15 protein-coding genes are annotated in these 15,481 nt (G+C 57.4%); 7 read left to right on the top strand and 8 right to left on the bottom strand.

Annotated elements, in window-relative coordinates:
* Positions 1 to 54: 54 nt before the first annotated feature.
* Together DOLE_RS01925 and DOLE_RS01920 are read right to left on the bottom strand one after the other, a co-directional pair.
* Positions 55 to 249 (bottom strand): CooT family nickel-binding protein, encoded by a 195-nt coding sequence (locus DOLE_RS01925; protein ID WP_012173811.1) that lies wholly within the window; start codon positions 247 to 249, stop codon positions 55 to 57.
* 3 nt (positions 250 to 252) lie between these two features.
* On the bottom strand, positions 253 to 669 hold the full coding sequence (locus DOLE_RS01920; RefSeq protein ID WP_012173810.1) for a DUF3842 family protein: 417 nt from the start codon (positions 667 to 669) through the stop codon (positions 253 to 255).
* A 333-nt stretch (positions 670 to 1,002) separates the two neighbouring features.
* Between DOLE_RS01920 and DOLE_RS01915 the strand changes: the two genes are divergently transcribed.
* Together DOLE_RS01915 and nadA are read left to right on the top strand one after the other, a co-directional pair.
* A complete protein-coding gene (locus DOLE_RS01915; RefSeq protein ID WP_012173809.1) occupies positions 1,003 to 1,692 on the top strand; it encodes a LolA family protein in 690 nt (229 codons plus the stop codon).
* Complete coding sequence (nadA, locus tag DOLE_RS01910; protein ID WP_012173808.1) at positions 1,689 to 2,585, top strand: quinolinate synthase NadA; 897 nt, start codon at positions 1,689 to 1,691, stop codon at positions 2,583 to 2,585. The genes DOLE_RS01915 and nadA overlap by 4 nt, the downstream gene beginning before the upstream one ends.
* Before the next feature lie 454 nt (positions 2,586 to 3,039).
* On the opposite strand, the gene DOLE_RS01905 is transcribed toward nadA, so the two are convergent.
* The 5 genes from DOLE_RS01905 to DOLE_RS01885 form a co-directional block, all read right to left on the bottom strand.
* On the bottom strand, positions 3,040 to 4,752 hold the full coding sequence (locus DOLE_RS01905; protein WP_012173807.1) for a DUF6178 family protein: 1,713 nt from the start codon (positions 4,750 to 4,752) through the stop codon (positions 3,040 to 3,042).
* A 148-nt stretch (positions 4,753 to 4,900) separates the two neighbouring features.
* Entirely contained in the window at positions 4,901 to 6,421 is a 1,521-nt protein-coding gene (locus DOLE_RS01900) for an MFS transporter (RefSeq protein WP_012173806.1), read from the bottom strand.
* Positions 6,422 to 6,612: 191 nt separating this feature from the next.
* Positions 6,613 to 8,562 (bottom strand): phosphoenolpyruvate carboxykinase (GTP), encoded by a 1,950-nt coding sequence (locus DOLE_RS01895; protein ID WP_012173805.1) that lies wholly within the window; start codon positions 8,560 to 8,562, stop codon positions 6,613 to 6,615.
* Between the two features lie 76 nt (positions 8,563 to 8,638).
* Complete coding sequence (locus tag DOLE_RS01890) at positions 8,639 to 9,229, bottom strand: nitroreductase family protein (RefSeq protein WP_012173804.1); 591 nt, start codon at positions 9,227 to 9,229, stop codon at positions 8,639 to 8,641.
* A complete protein-coding gene (locus DOLE_RS01885; protein ID WP_012173803.1) occupies positions 9,201 to 9,875 on the bottom strand; it encodes an XTP/dITP diphosphatase in 675 nt (224 codons plus the stop codon). Before DOLE_RS01885 ends, DOLE_RS01890 begins: the two co-directional genes overlap by 29 nt.
* A gap of 119 nt (positions 9,876 to 9,994) precedes the next feature.
* Here DOLE_RS01885 and DOLE_RS18115 point away from each other — a divergent pair, with 119 nt between their 5' ends.
* The 4 genes from DOLE_RS18115 to DOLE_RS01870 all read left to right on the top strand — a co-directional run bounded on the left by DOLE_RS18115 (position 9,995) and on the right by DOLE_RS01870 (position 13,103).
* On the top strand, positions 9,995 to 10,216 hold the full coding sequence (locus DOLE_RS18115) for a hypothetical protein (RefSeq protein WP_153304331.1): 222 nt from the start codon (positions 9,995 to 9,997) through the stop codon (positions 10,214 to 10,216).
* On the top strand, positions 10,213 to 11,571 hold the full coding sequence (gene radA, locus DOLE_RS01880; protein ID WP_012173802.1) for a DNA repair protein RadA: 1,359 nt from the start codon (positions 10,213 to 10,215) through the stop codon (positions 11,569 to 11,571). The genes DOLE_RS18115 and radA overlap by 4 nt, the downstream gene beginning before the upstream one ends.
* Positions 11,572 to 11,752: 181 nt before the next feature.
* Positions 11,753 to 12,376, top strand: coding sequence for an SAM-dependent methyltransferase (locus tag DOLE_RS01875; protein WP_012173801.1), 624 nt, complete (start codon positions 11,753 to 11,755; stop codon positions 12,374 to 12,376).
* Positions 12,363 to 13,103 (top strand): YebC/PmpR family DNA-binding transcriptional regulator, encoded by a 741-nt coding sequence (locus DOLE_RS01870; RefSeq protein ID WP_012173800.1) that lies wholly within the window; start codon positions 12,363 to 12,365, stop codon positions 13,101 to 13,103. The genes DOLE_RS01875 and DOLE_RS01870 overlap by 14 nt, the downstream gene beginning before the upstream one ends.
* Before the next feature lie 213 nt (positions 13,104 to 13,316).
* On the opposite strand, the gene DOLE_RS01865 is transcribed toward DOLE_RS01870, so the two are convergent.
* Complete coding sequence (locus DOLE_RS01865) at positions 13,317 to 14,291, bottom strand: DHH family phosphoesterase (protein ID WP_012173799.1); 975 nt, start codon at positions 14,289 to 14,291, stop codon at positions 13,317 to 13,319.
* Between the two features lie 214 nt (positions 14,292 to 14,505).
* On the opposite strand from DOLE_RS01865, the gene DOLE_RS01860 reads away from it, so the two are divergent.
* Complete coding sequence (locus DOLE_RS01860) at positions 14,506 to 15,432, top strand: helix-turn-helix transcriptional regulator (RefSeq protein ID WP_012173798.1); 927 nt, start codon at positions 14,506 to 14,508, stop codon at positions 15,430 to 15,432.
* The last annotated feature ends 49 nt before the right edge of the window (positions 15,433 to 15,481 follow it).

The following is a 15,481-nucleotide window of genomic DNA, read 5'->3' as shown; positions in this document are numbered from 1 at the left end:
TTTAAAAAGCCGGTGTGGTGGCGACCCGTTTTTTGGGAGGAATACGATTATCCCCTACCCGTCGCTTTTGAGAAAAATCTTATGGTCCACCAGGGAGAGGGAATGGATTTTGGCTTTTAAAAACTTCTGTTCACCGAAAATACTGATCAGTTTGACCCCGTCTTCTTCGGGTTCCACCAAGTCGACCGCCTCCATGACGAGGGTGTTGTCGCCTTTTTCATCAACGATATAAGCGTTGGCTTCACACATGGTTTACCTCTTTTTGGGTTTCAAATGGTGTTCGATAAGGTTTTCCAGCAGGTGGGGCAGGGGTTCCTGGGCCACGCCCACGATTTCCACCCGTTCCTGGGAAAGGGGAATCAGGACTTTGGCGGCCCGGCATCCGGACACGGCCTCGGCCATGGCCGGGGTGACCTCTCCCATCAGGGCATGGGCCATGACAATACCGATGGGTCCCACGATCACGTCCGCCTCAGCCACGGTGCGGACAATGGCGTTTTCACCTGAGGCCCCCCGGTTGGCCTTTGCCTTGAGCATCTGGGCCGTGGCAATGGCGTTGGTGCCCAGGGCGATGATCTCCACGGTCTCGCCAAAGGCCTCCTGTATTTTCTTGATGGCAGCCGCGCCGATGCCGCCGCCCTGCCCGTCGATTACGCATATTCGCAACATAAAAATCACTTTACTGCGAACACCCCCTTTTTTCAAAGGGAAAATGGTCTTTGCCGACAAAGATTCCGCCGGAAGGAGCAACGGGCCGCTTTATCCCATCCGAATCAAAATTCCCGTCGATCTGTTTCGTTTCATGGGCGGCCACCGGTCGCCCTGAACTATCGGGAAACAGCCGGAGCGGCGGAGGTCCGCCATGAAGGGAAAACAAAATTTCATTTTTCGGGATTGCCCTTTGGGGTAAAATCCTGTACCAATAACTACTTGATCAATAGCGGTTACAGGCCCGTTTGACAAACCAGAAAAGGGCGTGTCCATGAACCACGGGGTGACAAAATGAGAAGCAGTCACATAAAAGTGATAACGCTGGCCTGTTTGCTGTGCGTGACGCTGTGGATCGGCCTCGCCGGGGCCCAGGCGTCCGACATGCAGCTTCCGGTGGAGGAGATTCTGAGCCGGGTGGAGGCCCGGTACGACTGTGACACCTTTGCCGCTGATTTTTTTCAGACCTCCACGCTCAAGGCAATGGACATCACGGACACAGCCGAAGGCTCTGTGCTGTTCAAACGACCCAACCGGTTCCGGTGGAGTTACGAGAAGCCCGAAAAGCAGTATATTATCTCGGATGGCGACCGGTTGTGGATATTCAAGCCGGATGAAAACCAGGTGACTGTTGGAAGTGCCCCCGCGCTTTTCGGCGACGGCCGGGGCGCCAGTTTTTTCACGGACATCAAGCGTCTGCGCACCGACTATGAGATCGGCCTTTCCCCGGACACCGATGGCGAGACGTATATGCTGAAGCTGGCGCCCAAAAAGAAGACCATGGATGTGGCGGCGATCTATCTCGTGGTGAACGCGGACACTTTTGAGGTGACCGCCGTTGAAACCGTCAACGCCTATGACGACGCCACGCGCATCGAATTTACCAACCGGCGGTTTGACCTGCCGGCTGCCGACACCCTTTTTGTCTTCGACATTCCGGTGAATGCCGATGTGATTCAACTAAACAGCGAGAACGACGGATGATTCAGCAGCGTATCAGTGACCTCAAGGCCCGGCGCAACGCCATTATACTGGTGCATAACTACCAGCCGCCCGAGATCCAGGATATCGCCGATTTCTGCGGTGACTCCCTGGAACTTTCCATTCGGGCCGCCGAAACCGACGCCGATGTGATCGTCTTCTGCGGGGTCCATTTTATGGCCGAAACCGCGTCCATCGTCTGCCCGGACAAGACCGTGCTGCTGCCCGACTTTAACGCGGGCTGCCCCATGGCCGACATGATCACGCCCCAGGCCCTTGCGGCAAAACTGAAGGAACTGGGCGATATGCCGGTGGTGACCTATGTCAACTCCCCGGCCGCGGTCAAGGCCATGTCTACGGTCTGCTGCACGTCGGCCAACGTGGTAAAAGTGGTCAACAGCCTGGAGGAAAAAGAGATCCTCATGACCCCGGACCGGAACCTGGCCACCTATGCGCAAGGGTATACCGACAAAACCCTTCACCTGTGGCCCGGCTGGTGTCCCGTACACGACGCCCTGCGGCCGGAGGATATCGAGACGGCCCGGCGCGACCATCCCGGCGCCCTGGTCATGGCCCACCCCGAGTGCCGGCCTGAAGTGACGGCCCTGGCCGACGCGGTGCTTTCCACCTCCGGCATGCTGCGCCATGCCGCTGAATCGGACCGGACCGAATTTATCGTGGCAACGGAAAACGGGATTCTTTATCCGCTTCAAAAAGCCTGTCCGGACAAGCGGTTCTACTGGGCCTCGGAATCCATGGTATGCCCGGACATGAAGAAGATCGGGCTTGCGGATGTGGCAGCCTGCCTGGAGACCCTGGCGCCGGAGGTCAAGGTGCCCCGCGAGATTCAGCAGAAGGCCCTGGCAGCGGTGCAGCGCATGCTGGAAATTGTGTGAAGACAAACCGTATGTACTTTTCTTGGCGGCAAGAAAAGTACCAAAAGAACCGGCCCTGCAGCTTGGCCTTCGGCTGCCCTCGCGCAAGCGGTTTTTTCGGCGCGGGCAGGAACTCGCTTCGCTCAGACAGCCTGCCCGCTTTCTCCGAAAAAATCGCTTACGCTCGGCTGCGCTGCAATGGGCGAGGGATGCTGTCATGGACACCCGGTCGTTGATGGGTGCCACGGGCTAAGCGAAGCTTGCCCGCGTTATGTTTTCGGACTGATGGAAACTAACTTATGTCCATCCATTTAACATGGAGGACACCATGTGGTGTTTCCAATCCAGAAATGAGGATTTTTTCGCAAGATCAAGGAAAACAAGGGCTGACGCGGAGGCGTACTGTTGTACGCCGCACAAGGAAGCCCGCGGTTTGACGCAGAGATTGCGGAAAAAGGCCATTTATGGATGGAAACTAGCTTACCAGAAATACCTGGACAAACTTCGGGTCCAGGTCCTTCGGGGCAACTGCTCCCAGCTCCGCCTCTGCTTCGGCAAACATTCGTTCCAGAACATGGCCGGCTTGCGCCGATATATCATGAGGCTCCACGCCGGTGCGGCCTGAAAGCCATTGCAGAAACGACTCTTTTTTGTCGTCTTGAATGCGGCCGTCTTCTTTGCCCTCAGCCTTTTTGAAAAGCCCGGAAAGAAAAGGGCCAAACTGGTTTACGGGAATAAACTCAACAGTCTCGGGCAGGTCCAGCACGCTTCGCGCCCACAGGGTCAGCACCAGGTTGGTGGCGGTCAATACAGTGCCGGACACCGGGGCAGGATCAACATCTGCCTTTTTCAGAAGCCCGTCGATGGTCATGATCTCGTCCAGCACAGCCCGGGTCCGGTCAATGTCCTCCATGCTTTCAAACTCACGGGGCAGACCTGTTTGCGCATCGAAAAACAGGGGCCGCTTGATCAGCAGGCCGGCCAGGATTCCGGCGCGCTCTTCTCCCCAGAAACTCACGGGCAGCTGTTTGGCCGAACACCAGCTGGTCGAATGCCATCTGTCCGCTGTTCGCTTGATCTCCATGGCCGCGCCATAACCGGATCGGAAAATATCGCCCAGGGCGTGGGTTGTCATCAGGGCCGCGGCCTTTGACGGGTTCAGGGTCTCCTTGCTTTCCGCCAGCCGAAAAAGGCCGATGGCAATGTAGCCGCACGCCTTGTTCACCACGTGGGCCAGCTCTTTTTTTGCGCTCAGCCGGGCGCCGTCAGCCACCACGATGCTGTTGCACAGGGCCGCAAATTCGGTGGAGAGTTCCTCCAGGGCCGCCGGGGAATCCACCCGCTCCAGGGCCTGGGCAAACAGGGTGGTTTTTTTCAAAAGCCGGTGGTGGACCACGGGCACCGGCAGCCGGCTTCTCTTTGCCGGCCGGCGGGCCGGTTTTTTCACGGGTTTGCGGCCTTGCGGCAGGGGTTGATAAATGCCGACGGCTTCATCAAAAGGCAGCAGTCCCTTTTCCGCCAGCCGGATGCTGCGCTGCCGAAAGACCTCCTCCTCGGCCTCCGTGGGAAGCACGTTGGCGGTATAAAAAAGAAGGTCCCTGTAGGCGATGAAATCGATTTCAGCCAGGTGTTTGAGAAAGGCGTAGAGCATCTTTTCGTGGTCCGCCTCAAGGGTTTCCGGCAGGTCCGGGTCCTGGGGCCATCTTTTGGTAAACCGCACGTAAAAGACATCGTCAAAGGTGAAAAAGGACTCGTCAAACTCTGACGGCTCCTGGTCGTGCTCCCGGGCCGATGCCTGGGTGGTGTAGTAGAGCAGCAGCTCCAGAAGCTCATGTTTGTCAGCGGCCATCCATTGCACAAACCGGTTCTTGTCGGCCCGCATCAGCAGGTCAAACCACCGGAGCATTTCCGGCCCGCTGATTCGGTCTTTGTGCCAGCACTCGATATCAGTGATGTGTTCCCACTGGCTGCCCGACCCCAAAGCCAGCAGCTCAAGGGCATCTTCCGGGCCGATGTCGTTGACCAGAAAATAAAAATCCTGGTCGGCCATGGAGTGGACAATGGCCGGCGCGTCCGGCGAGCCGAGAATCAGGTCCATGGCTTCTTTGGCAGGAAGGGACAGGGCCTTTTGCCGCTGCGCGGCCACGGCGGCCAGTTTTTCCTTGATGATGGCGGGTTGACGGGTCATGGTGTATTCCTTTAATCCAAATCGCTATCGGGATCGGGATCGAACGAATTAATATGATCGATTGCGATAGCGATCCCGATTTCGATTTCGAGGCCAGTACTTCGATGGATGTTCTTGTCGATCAATATAAGGAAAGGCCGGTCTGGTGTCAATTTTTCGGTGCCGGTTTCGAGGGTTCAACGTAAATATCGGCGGGCAGAAACAGGACGGCGATCATGCCAGGCACGGATAAAAGAAAGCTGATGCCGAAAAAATATCCATACCCCAGCCACCCGGCCAGAAACCCGCTGAGAATGCCGGCAAACAGGCCGGAAACATTCATCAGCCCGGTACCGATGGCGTAATGGGCCGCCTTGAACTCTTTTGCGCAGATGCGCATCAGAAAGGTCATGAGCACGGCCGTGCCCAGGCCTCCGGAAAACTGGTCAAACCCGTGCACCACGGCCACCCAGAAGAGGTTAAGCGCGCCAACAGGCTGGGCCACGGCCGCGCCGGTGTTGATGGCCACAAACGGGGCAAGGTGTAAGGCCAGCACCATGTAAACCAGGTTGGTGAGGTTCTGCAGCAGCAAAAAGGGCCAGATCACTTTTTTCAGCGAAAAGGTGGAGATGCAAAACCCTCCCACCAGAGCCCCGGCAATGGAGAGGGGCAGGCCCACCACCGACGAGAGCCACCCGTAATGGACCTTGATGCCAACGTCCACGAAAAAGGGAGAGACCATGGCCGTGAGCAGAAATTCGCCGGTGCGCATCAGGATGATAACAGCGAAAATGGTGCCGATCTTTTCCCTGTCGGTAAAGGTGATAAAAGCCCTGGCGTAAAAGGTGTCCGGTTTGCCGGCAATGCGGGCCCAGATCCGTTTTCGCAGCACCAGCAGGCTGATCAGGGACAGCAGCAGAAAGAGGCCCACCCAGTGGGGAAAACTGATTTTCTGCAGCACCGGGTATTGCTCCCTGATCAGGGCATAGGGCCGGGAGGCCAGAAAAGCCCGCAGGCCCAGGACCAGAAGGGCGGCGCCGGTCACAAGGGCAAGGTTTTTCAACCGAAGGGCGGATTTTACCAGCTCATTGGCCGGCCGGCCCTGCTGCTCCACCCGAATCAGGAAAAAAAAGTGGTACACAAACACCAGTCCCATCATCAGGGCCGCACAGGCAAAGGCCAGGGGCCAGCCCAAGGTGGTGCCGATGGTGGCCACCACGCCGGTGCCGGTCATCATGGCGATGCGGTAGGCCATGACCCGGTAGCCCACAAATTTTGCCTGGCCCTCACTGTCCAGGGCCTCCATGTAAAAGCCGTCAATGGCGGTGTCGTGGGTGGCGGCAATAAAAGACCCGGCAAAAAAGAGCAGGACAATGGCGGAAACGCCCCAGGAGAACGGGGCAAAGGCGGCTGTCAGCAGCATCATTCCCACCAGGAGGAACTGGCAGGTCAGCATCCAGGTCCGCTTGGTGGAAAACCGGTCCACCTGGGGTCCCCACAGGAATTTTAAAATCCAGGGCAGGCCGAACAGGGAGGTCAGGCCGATGGACTCCAGCCGGACATTCATGTCTCTTAAGAAAAGCGAGGAGAGCGTGCGGATGACGGTATAGGGAAAGCCTTCGGCAAAATAGGTGGTAAAGGTCCAGACATAGGGAGAGGAGAGGACGGAGTTTCGTCGATTTTTATTCACTGTCCATCCTGACTTTTTTTGCTGTGTTTTGTATAACCCGTATTCCCTATCTTACTCTTACTCTTACTCGTGCTCGTAATCTTGATCAAATTTCATCAACAGCCGATCACGAGTACGAGTCCGATTCGACCCGGTCAAACAAAAAGGCCGCCCGTCATATTTTTTTGACGGGCGGCCCTGGGAATAAAAGGCTATTTTTCTTCCAGCTGTTTGGGTGTGACAATGGGACCGAATTTGGCCTTCAACGCCTCCAGCCCCTTTTTCTGTTCCGCCAGAATGGTGAAGAGCTTTTCCGGAATCCGCTCGTCCTTTTTGTAGGCGGCGGTCTGGAGGTCGATTCGGGCGATGATGTTGTCGATATAGAGGGAGAACTGCTTTTCATACAGCTCATAGGGATAGGGCTTGTCGATCAGGTCGGAGAAGAGCTGCCTGAGATCCTCGTATTTCGGCAGGTTGCCGATGGGGGTTTCGATAAAAGACACATCGTTGTGGGCCATCCGCTCCAGCCAGGAGAGCCACACCTTGACATCCTTTTTTTCGCCCAGCAGCTTTTTGGTTGTTCCGCCCCGGGCTTCGTCGGTGAGAAAATAGTTCAACCCCGCCATGACCGGTCGCTTGTCGGCCGCGATTTTTGGGCTTGCGAAAAACTCGAACTGGGCCGCCATGTAGTCTCCCAGCGCGCCCGGAATAAAAGGCGCGTTGGCCCAGGGTGCCCGTTTGACGCCTGAAGCCCCCACTTCCGTGGCCGTGGCCGCGGACACGATGCAGGCCCCGATCACCACGCCGTTGTCGGAATTTCGGGCCACCCACACCGGGGGCATGGTGTCCGAATCCCGGCCGCTGTAAGTCACAACCCGGGTCTCCACGCCGGCCGGATCCTCGGCCCTGTTTGAATAGTTGGCCAATGCCGTGGAGGAGATGGTACACCGGGCATTGGGATGGGAAGGCGGAATAGGCTTGCCCTTTTCGTCGGTCATGCCCTTTTCCCATTTTCCCTGAAAGTTCATGCCATGGTCCGGCATGGGCTCGCCGTGGCCGGTCCAGTGGGGCACCCCGTTGTCATCAATCAGCACGTTGGTCCAGATCACCTCGGCGCCGGGGTTGCGCAGGTTGGTCATGAGCAGGGGGTCGCCCTCCATGTTCACATCTTCAACAATGCCGAATATGCCGCACTCCGGGTTGATGGAACGAATGGAGCCGTCTTCGGCAATCCACATCTGAGCCAGGTCATCGCCCACGAAAAAATTGCCGGCCATGGCTGTGGTGGTTTTGCCGCAGCCGCTGGGGGCCGCGCCCACGCACCAGGTCTGCCGGTTGCCGGGTCCCTGCATGCCGGTGATAAACATGTGCTCGGCCAACTGCTCGCCCCGGTGTTCATACACGGCCTTGTCCACGGCAAACCGGTGATTTCCCTTTTTCAACAGCAGGGTGTTGCCGGCATAGGTGCAGTTGAAGCTGTAGGTGGTGCGGTCTTTTCTGTCCATCAGCACCCGGGCGTTGGGCAGGTCCTCGGGCCGGTTTTTGCCTTCGCTGTGAATGTTGGTGAAAAAGTGGCCTCCGGCCGCCACCTCCCTGTCAAAATCGGCAAAGAAGTTTCTGTAGAGAATCTCGGCGCTGTGAAGTACGTAGGCCGATGTGGAGGCCTCAATGGCCGGGTTGGAGGCGGGCGCGCCCACCGGACCCCGGGAGTAGAATCCCACGATCAGGGTTTTTCCCCGCATGATGCCGGTCATGTGAGTTTTCACCACGCCCACGGCGTCGTTTCGCAACATTTTCTGGGCCAGGGAGCTGATATCTTCTTCCGGGTCGGCAATATAGTAGGTCCGGTCCACGATACGGCCCTGTTCCTCTTTAAGGTCGTAGTGAATGGTGTGGCCGTCCATGGGCAGCTTTTTTTCTTCGCCTTTTTCAAGGGCATGATCCCGTATCCACTGCTTGTCTTCAGCGGAGCCGGTGTTGACGAAAACCGCGTCCGGATCGCCCATCACAATGGCATTGGCGATCTTGATCAGCGCCTTTTCCGTTTTGATTTTGTCGATCTTGGCAAGGCTCTCCTTGTCCATCTTCTTTTCAAACACCTTGCGGGCCGCGTCAACCGAGTCGATGCCTCCGATTTTTTGGGCGATATCGATTTCTGCCATGGCACTCCTCCTTATTAATGAAAAATCTACAAATTATAAAAAATGGGGCTTTCGCCGTTTTGTGTCTCTTTACACTTTATGGAAGGATAATATCCTCCAGTTTCCGTTTGGGCACATGGTGTATCCCGGACCTGTCCCGCCAGTAACGGATGTCGTTGTCCGGTCCGACCTCCTCAATGACCACCTGCTCCTTGGGTTTACCCAGGGCGATCACCAGCAGCAGGGCCAGGTGATCGGGAATGGCGAGGCCGGTTCTTAATTTTTTTTCGTTAAAGGCGCCGATCATGCAGCCGGCCAGCCCCATCTCCCGGGCCCCCAGCAGAATGCTCTGGGCCGCGATGCCGTGGTCGCACCAGAAGTTGTCCGTGATGGTGGTATCGCCGGTAATAATAATGTAGGCGGCAGGCCGTTCTCCGGCCCTGGGACCTTTCCACTCGGTCAGGTACCCGGCCCAGGCCAGGCAGGGAAAAATCACCTGGTTTTTCTTTTTTTCCCAGGAGAGAATGTACTTGAGGGGCTGGCGGTTGGCCGCCGACGCGGACAGCCGGGCCAGGTTGATCAGCTGGCAGAGGGTATCTCTATCTACCGGCTGGTTTTCGTAAAACCGCCGGCAGGTCCTGTTTTTACGGACCAGGTCTTCAATCGTTGTTGGCTGTGTCGTCGTCATGGCTGAGGCAGGCTGTCTTTTCAAAGATCGGCATGTTCTGGTCGATCCAGATCAGTATTTTATCGAACTCGGCGGCCACTTCCTGAAGGGCTTTGCCCCGGTGGCTCACCCGGTTCTTCTCTTCGGTGGTAAGCTGAGCAAAGGTTTTTTTCAAAGGGGGGTAGTAAAAGACCGGGTCGTAGCCGAACCCGTTGTCGCCCATTGGCTTTTCGGTGATCTCCCCCTGGCACCGGCCTTCGTAGGTAAGGGCAGCTCCCATGGGCACGGCAATGGAGATCACGCACTCAAAGGCGGCTTTTCGGTTGGTCTGGCCGGCCATTTCGGAAAGCAGTTTTTCGCAGCGATCGGCGTCGGTGGCATCGGGACCTGCGTACCGGGCCGAATGCACGCCCGGGGCGCCGTCCAGGGCCTCCACCACCAGGCCGGAATCGTCGGCCAGAGCGGTAAATCCCAGGATTCGGGCGGCAAAACTCGCTTTTTTGTAGGCGTTATCGTCAAAGGTGGCGCCGTCTTCTTCGATTTCCGGAATGGGGCCAAAATCGTCGAGGTTTTTGATCTCCACGTTCCGGCCGGCCAGAAGGTCTCGAATCTCCTTTGTTTTTCCCTTGTTACGGGTGGCGATCACCAGGGTTCGTTGTGGATTCACTGTTTTTCTCCGGTACTCGTAAGCTTATAAGACTCTGAACCTGATATTTATACTTGATCCCGAATGGGTTGTAAACTCCAATATATTGATAATTTTTCCGGCACGAATCAAGAAACAGGATGCAGAAAAGCGCGGTTGGCAACGTCGTCGTCCCTGGTTTTGGCGGCCTGAAGGTCGCCACTGCATTTAATTTTTGCCGGCATGCTTCGGCCGAGCATCAACGGCAGGCCCTCTCTTTGCGCATTGTATCCTCTCAAGCCCTTTTCTCCTTTGACGAACCGGCGGTGACTGATATAAAAGAGAATACAACAACAGACATTCACCGAAAGACAAATCCATGAAAACCGTTTTCTGCTGCCAGTCCTGTGGATACCAGGCCCCCAAATGGATGGGTCGCTGCCCGGAGTGTGAAGGATGGGGCACCTTTGTGGAGGAGCCGGCCGACGGCTCGGCGTCGGCTGCAAAAAGCGGCCGGGGGGTCAAGCCGGCGGAAGCCGTGGCCCTGGATGCCATTGAGCTGGCCGATGAAAGACGGATTCACACCGCCATCGGCGAATTTGACCGGGTCCTGGGCGGCGGCATCGTGGCCGGATCCCTGGTGCTGGTGGGCGGGGATCCGGGCATCGGCAAGTCCACCCTGATGCTGCAGGCGGCCCAGAAACTGTCTGAAAACGGGTGCACCGTGCTTTACGTGTCCGGCGAGGAGTCCCTTCGGCAGATCAAGATGCGCAGCCGGCGGCTCTGCCCGTCCCTCTCCTCCTCCCTGCTGGCCGCGGCTGAAACCGACATCGAACGGGTGACGGCGCTGGCCCGGTCGGCCAAACCCGACGTGATGGTGATCGACTCCATTCAGACCATGTCCAGCGGCGATTTTTCGTCGGCCCCGGGCAGCGTGGGCCAGGTGCGGGAGGCCACCATGCGGCTGATGGCCCTGGCCAAGAAGACCGGCATCTGCGTGTTTCTTATCGGCCACGTGACCAAGGACGGCAGCATTGCCGGGCCCCGCATCATGGAGCACATGGTGGACACGGTGCTCTATTTTGAGGGCGACAAGAACCAGGTGTTCCGCATTCTCCGGGCCGTGAAAAACCGGTTCGGCTCCACCAACGAGATCGGCGTGTTTGAGATGCGCACCGAGGGGCTGGGCGAGGTGGCCAACCCGTCGGCGGTGTTTCTGTCGGAAATGCCTGAAAAAACACCGGGGTCCGTGGTAACGGCCAGCATGGAGGGCACCCGGCCCATCCTGGTGGAGCTTCAGGCCCTGGCCAGCCGCACCAGCCTGGGCATGGCCCGCCGCACCATCCTAGGCCTGGACGCCAACCGGGTGGCCCTGCTGGTGGCGGTGATGGAAAAAAAGCTCGGCATGGAGCTGACCGGGTATGACGTGTTTATGAACGTGGCCGGCGGGGTCCGGGTCAGTGAGCCGGCCGTGGACCTGGCCGTGATCGCGGCCGTGGCCTCCAGCTTTCTGGACCGCCCTATCCCAACCGGCACCGTGGTGCTGGGCGAGGTGGGGCTCACCGGCGAGGTGCGGGCCATCAACCATATTGATACCCGGGTGGGAGAGATCAAGAAGATGGGCTTTACCGCCTGCCTGCTGCCCCAGGGCAATCTCAAGCGCATGTCCCGCGACAAAGAGATCAAGGTTACCGGTGTCGGCACCGTGGCCGAGGCTATGGAGGTCTTATTTCAATGAAAGACGGCTTTATAAAAAGCCCAATTTCTGCGTTGCGCTGCATCCCTCGTCACTGCGGCGTACACCCGGTACGCCTCATTCCTCGGGATTTGCGACGCCTTGAACTTGAACTTTTTACTGTGCCGTCCTGTTCCTGCCTTTTTACGAGGCCATCGATGAAACATCCATGCAAGGACACACTATGAAGCGAGACCCCACCAAAGGGCGCAAAACCCCGGATCACTACGCGCGCAAGGCCAAAACCGAGCACTACCCGGCCCGGTCGGTATACAAGCTTCAGGAAATTCAGAAGAAACACAATGTGTTGAAGCCGGGAAACGCCGTGCTGGACCTGGGCTGTTTTCCGGGATCGTGGATGATGTTTGCCGCCGAGACGGTGGGCAGAGGCGGAAAGGTGACCGGCATTGATCTTAAAAAAGTCGCAACACACATGCCGGCCCAGGCGACCTCGTTACAGGAAGATATTTATGAAATCGACAGGGAGGCCCTGGCCGGGACCCTGGGCCCCCTGGACGTGGTGCTCAGTGATATGGCGCCGGACACCATGGGCAACAAGTTCACCGACGCGGCCCGCTCCTTTCACCTTGCAGCGGCGGCCCTGGACCTGGCCCTGTTCCTGCTGAAGCCGGGAGGCCACTTTGTGTGCAAGGTGTTTCAGGGAGAAGATTTTCAAAATTTTGTAAATATGGTAAAAGCAGAGTTCGAACGGCACAAGGTGTTCAAGCCGGAGACCTGCCGCAAAGACAGCAAAGAAACATATGTCATAGGGTTTTCAAAAAAGGAGAGTACACATGTCGGGTCATAATAAATGGTCTTCCATCAAGCACAAAAAGGGCGCTGCGGACGCCAAGCGCGGAAAGGTCTTCACCAAGCTGATCAAGGAGATTACCCTGGCCGCGCGCACGGGCGGTGGCGACCCTGACGGTAACCCCCGGCTGCGAACGGCCATTGCCGCGGCAAAAGACGAAAACATGCCCAAGGACAACATCGAGCGGGCCATTAAAAAAGGCACCGGCGACCTGGAAGGTGTCAACTACGAGGAGAACACTTACGAGGGCTACGGTCCGGGCGGGGCCGCCGTGCTGGTGGAGTCCCTGACCGACAACAAGAACCGGGCCGTCAGCGAGATCCGTCACATCTTCAGCAAGCACAACGGCAACATGGGTGAAAACGGGTGCGTGGCCTGGATGTTTGATAAAAAGGGATATATCGAGGTGGAAAAAAGCGCGGCCGAGGAGGACCACCTCATGGAAGTGGCCATCGAGGCCGGGGCCGAGGATGTGCGGGAGTCCGACGACACCTTTGAGGTGATCACCGAGGTGGAAGACCTGGAAACGGTGCGCCAGGCACTTGACGGCGCGTCGATCCAATACGCCTTTGCCGAGATCACCATGCTGCCCCAGACCATGGTGGACCTGGACGACAAAACATCCGAGCAGATGATCCGGTTGCTGGATGCCCTGGACGACTGCGAAGACGTGCAGAAGGTTTACACCAACGCCAGCCTGTCAGACAGCGTGGGCGAGGCGTAATCGGGGACCCAGTGTAAAATTGACCTGCCTTCGTGCCCGTCATTGCCCGGAGTGACCGGGTTCCGTACCCGTCATTGCCGGACTCCGATCCGGCAATCCAGTGTAAAATTGACCGGGTTCCTTATTAATGCGGTACTGAATCAATTTGATTCTGGACCCCCGGGTCAAGCCCGAGGGTGACGGCAAATGCAGTCGTCATTACCGCGCCCCTTTTTATTTCAGCTTGCGAATAACCCAGCGTGCGATCTCTTTTTCCTCTTTTTTCTTTACCTCTTTGTAAACCGCGCCGATAGGAATCTCGGCCCGGGCCATGCTCCTGTGGCCCCCGGCACTGCCCATCTGTTCAAATGCCTTTTTGGCCGCCTGGCCGGCGTCCCGGCGAATCCCGTCGTTTCGCAAAATCACGATCAGCCGGTCGTCATACACGCCGGACACGATGCTCCACTGCACCGAGCTGACCCGCATGAAAAAATCGGCCACCAGCACGCACACATCCGGGTTGACCACACGGCCCAGGTGAATGAACGCTTTTTTCCTCCGCATGACCTTTCGGTTCAGTGCCTTTGAAAAATAGGCCAGAAACTCGGGTTTGATCTCGGCCTGTTCGATCCGCCGGGCCAGGTGAACATTGACATACCTGAAAATATATTGAAAGGCGCGAACATCCTCGGGGGTCGCGTGCCGCTCAAAATTACTGGTATCGGTCTTGATGCCCAGGTAGAGGCCGGTGGCCAGTTTCCGGGACGGTTTAATCCGGGCCGCCTTCAGGTACTCGATCAGCATGGTGGAAGTGGCGCCGTAGTCGGGCCGGATATCGGCATAGGACGCGGTGCTTTTGACCGCCACGGGATGGTGGTCGATGATCACGTCGGCGGTAATGCCGGCCAGGCGTTCGTTGTGGTCCGGCTGGGAATCCACCATCACGACCCGGGTATAGCGGCTGACATCAATGGTGTCGATATGAACCAGCTTGACACCCAGCAGCCGCACCATGGCAAGGTTGTCGGGCCGGTCAATGACATTGATATTGGAAAGGGTGACCGAGGCCGCCTTCTTCCACAGCAGCCGTTTTACCGCCATGGCGCTGCCGATGGCGTCGGGGTCGGCGTTGATCACCACCAGCACATGGTCGGTGCCGGAAAACCGGCTGTAAAAAAGACGAACCCGTTCGGTATTGGAAACAGACATACACACTCCGTGAAAGATTCAGGCTGAGAGACATTTTTCTGGTTCGAGAAAACAGTATAAAGAACGAGAAGCGGCATTGTCCATGAAAAAACCTCGGCGCAAATGACCGAGGTTGACAGGCCGGTGCGTTCCCTTGTATTTTTAAGCACACTTCACCTGAGGCATTCGCACTATCGGTGCCGCTGAAAAGACAACCCTTAAAGGCAAAACAGGCATGGCCCAACTGCTCTCCACAAAGGAACTGGCCCAGCTGCTGGGGATTCACGAAAAAAAAGTCTACAAGCTGATCACCGAACAGCGCATGCCGGCCACCAAGGTCACAGGCAAGTGGCTGTTTCCGAAACACCTGGTGGAGCAGTGGATCGCGGCCAACACCATTAACCATCCCGGCGAGGCCTCCTGCCTGATCGACACGCCTTCGCTGCTGGTGGTGGCCGGTAGCAACGACATCCTGCTGGACAGGGCCATGGCCCTGTTCATGAAACACCATCCCGAAATCACGGTGGTGTTCGGCAACCTGGGCAGCATGGGCGGCCTGCGGGCGCTGGGCCGTGGCGTATGCCACATGGCATCCTCCCACCTGGTCCAGGAGGATGAAGCCGAATACAATTTTTCCTTTGCCGCCAAAGAGATGGAAAACATGCCGGCGGTGGTCAACTTCTGTTTTCGCGAGCAGGGGCTGGTGCTGCCAAAGGGGAACCCGAAAACCGTGGCCGGCATGGCCGATCTGGCCCGCAAAAAGCTGACTATCGTCAACCGGGCCCATGGTACCGGTACCCGGCTCTGGTTTGACCGCAAGCTCAAAGAGGCGGGCGTATCTCCCGGTACGTTAAAAGGCTATGACCACGACGTGCAGCGCCACCTGGATGTGGGCCTGGAAGTGCTGTCCGGCCGGGCTGACACCGGTCCGGCCATTCGGGCCGTGGCCCAGCTGCTGGACCTGGATTTTCTGCCCATGCACTGGGAGCGGTTTGACCTGCTGATTCCCAGAAGCCTGTTTTTCGACAAGAAGATTCAGGCCTTTTTATCCATGCTTACCGACCCGGCCTTTACCGGCCTGGCCGAGACACTGGCCGGCTACGACCTGTCCAAAAGCGGGAAAATGGTCTATCCGCAGGACCAAAAAAAAGAATCGGCGTAAGACCGACATATCCGACGCTGAATAAAAGAGGTGACACACCCTTTTCGGT

The organism is Desulfosudis oleivorans Hxd3, from assembly GCF_000018405.1.
In the GTDB taxonomy this organism is placed as follows: Bacteria; Desulfobacterota; Desulfobacteria; order Desulfobacterales; family Desulfosudaceae; genus Desulfosudis; species Desulfosudis oleivorans.
Note: the sequence above shows the minus strand (reverse complement) of the source record. Positions and strands in the feature narration are given on the sequence as shown.

Coding starts and splice junctions, on each gene's coding strand:
- DOLE_RS01925 (WP_012173811.1), bottom strand. CDS start 249: ATGTGTGAAGCCAACGCTTATATCGTTGATGAAAAAGGCGACAACACC.
- DOLE_RS01920 (WP_012173810.1), bottom strand. CDS start 669: ATGTTGCGAATATGCGTAATCGACGGGCAGGGCGGCGGCATCGGCGCG.
- DOLE_RS01915 (WP_012173809.1), top strand. CDS start 1,003: ATGAGAAGCAGTCACATAAAAGTGATAACGCTGGCCTGTTTGCTGTGC.
- nadA (WP_012173808.1), top strand. CDS start 1,689: ATGATTCAGCAGCGTATCAGTGACCTCAAGGCCCGGCGCAACGCCATT.
- DOLE_RS01905 (WP_012173807.1), bottom strand. CDS start 4,752: ATGACCCGTCAACCCGCCATCATCAAGGAAAAACTGGCCGCCGTGGCC.
- DOLE_RS01895 (WP_012173805.1), bottom strand. CDS start 8,562: ATGGCAGAAATCGATATCGCCCAAAAAATCGGAGGCATCGACTCGGTT.
- DOLE_RS01890 (WP_012173804.1), bottom strand. CDS start 9,229: ATGACGACGACACAGCCAACAACGATTGAAGACCTGGTCCGTAAAAAC.
- DOLE_RS18115 (WP_153304331.1), top strand. CDS start 9,995: ATGCAGAAAAGCGCGGTTGGCAACGTCGTCGTCCCTGGTTTTGGCGGC.
- radA (WP_012173802.1), top strand. CDS start 10,213: ATGAAAACCGTTTTCTGCTGCCAGTCCTGTGGATACCAGGCCCCCAAA.
- DOLE_RS01875 (WP_012173801.1), top strand. CDS start 11,753: ATGAAGCGAGACCCCACCAAAGGGCGCAAAACCCCGGATCACTACGCG.
- DOLE_RS01870 (WP_012173800.1), top strand. CDS start 12,363: ATGTCGGGTCATAATAAATGGTCTTCCATCAAGCACAAAAAGGGCGCT.
- DOLE_RS01865 (WP_012173799.1), bottom strand. CDS start 14,291: ATGTCTGTTTCCAATACCGAACGGGTTCGTCTTTTTTACAGCCGGTTT.
- DOLE_RS01860 (WP_012173798.1), top strand. CDS start 14,506: ATGGCCCAACTGCTCTCCACAAAGGAACTGGCCCAGCTGCTGGGGATT.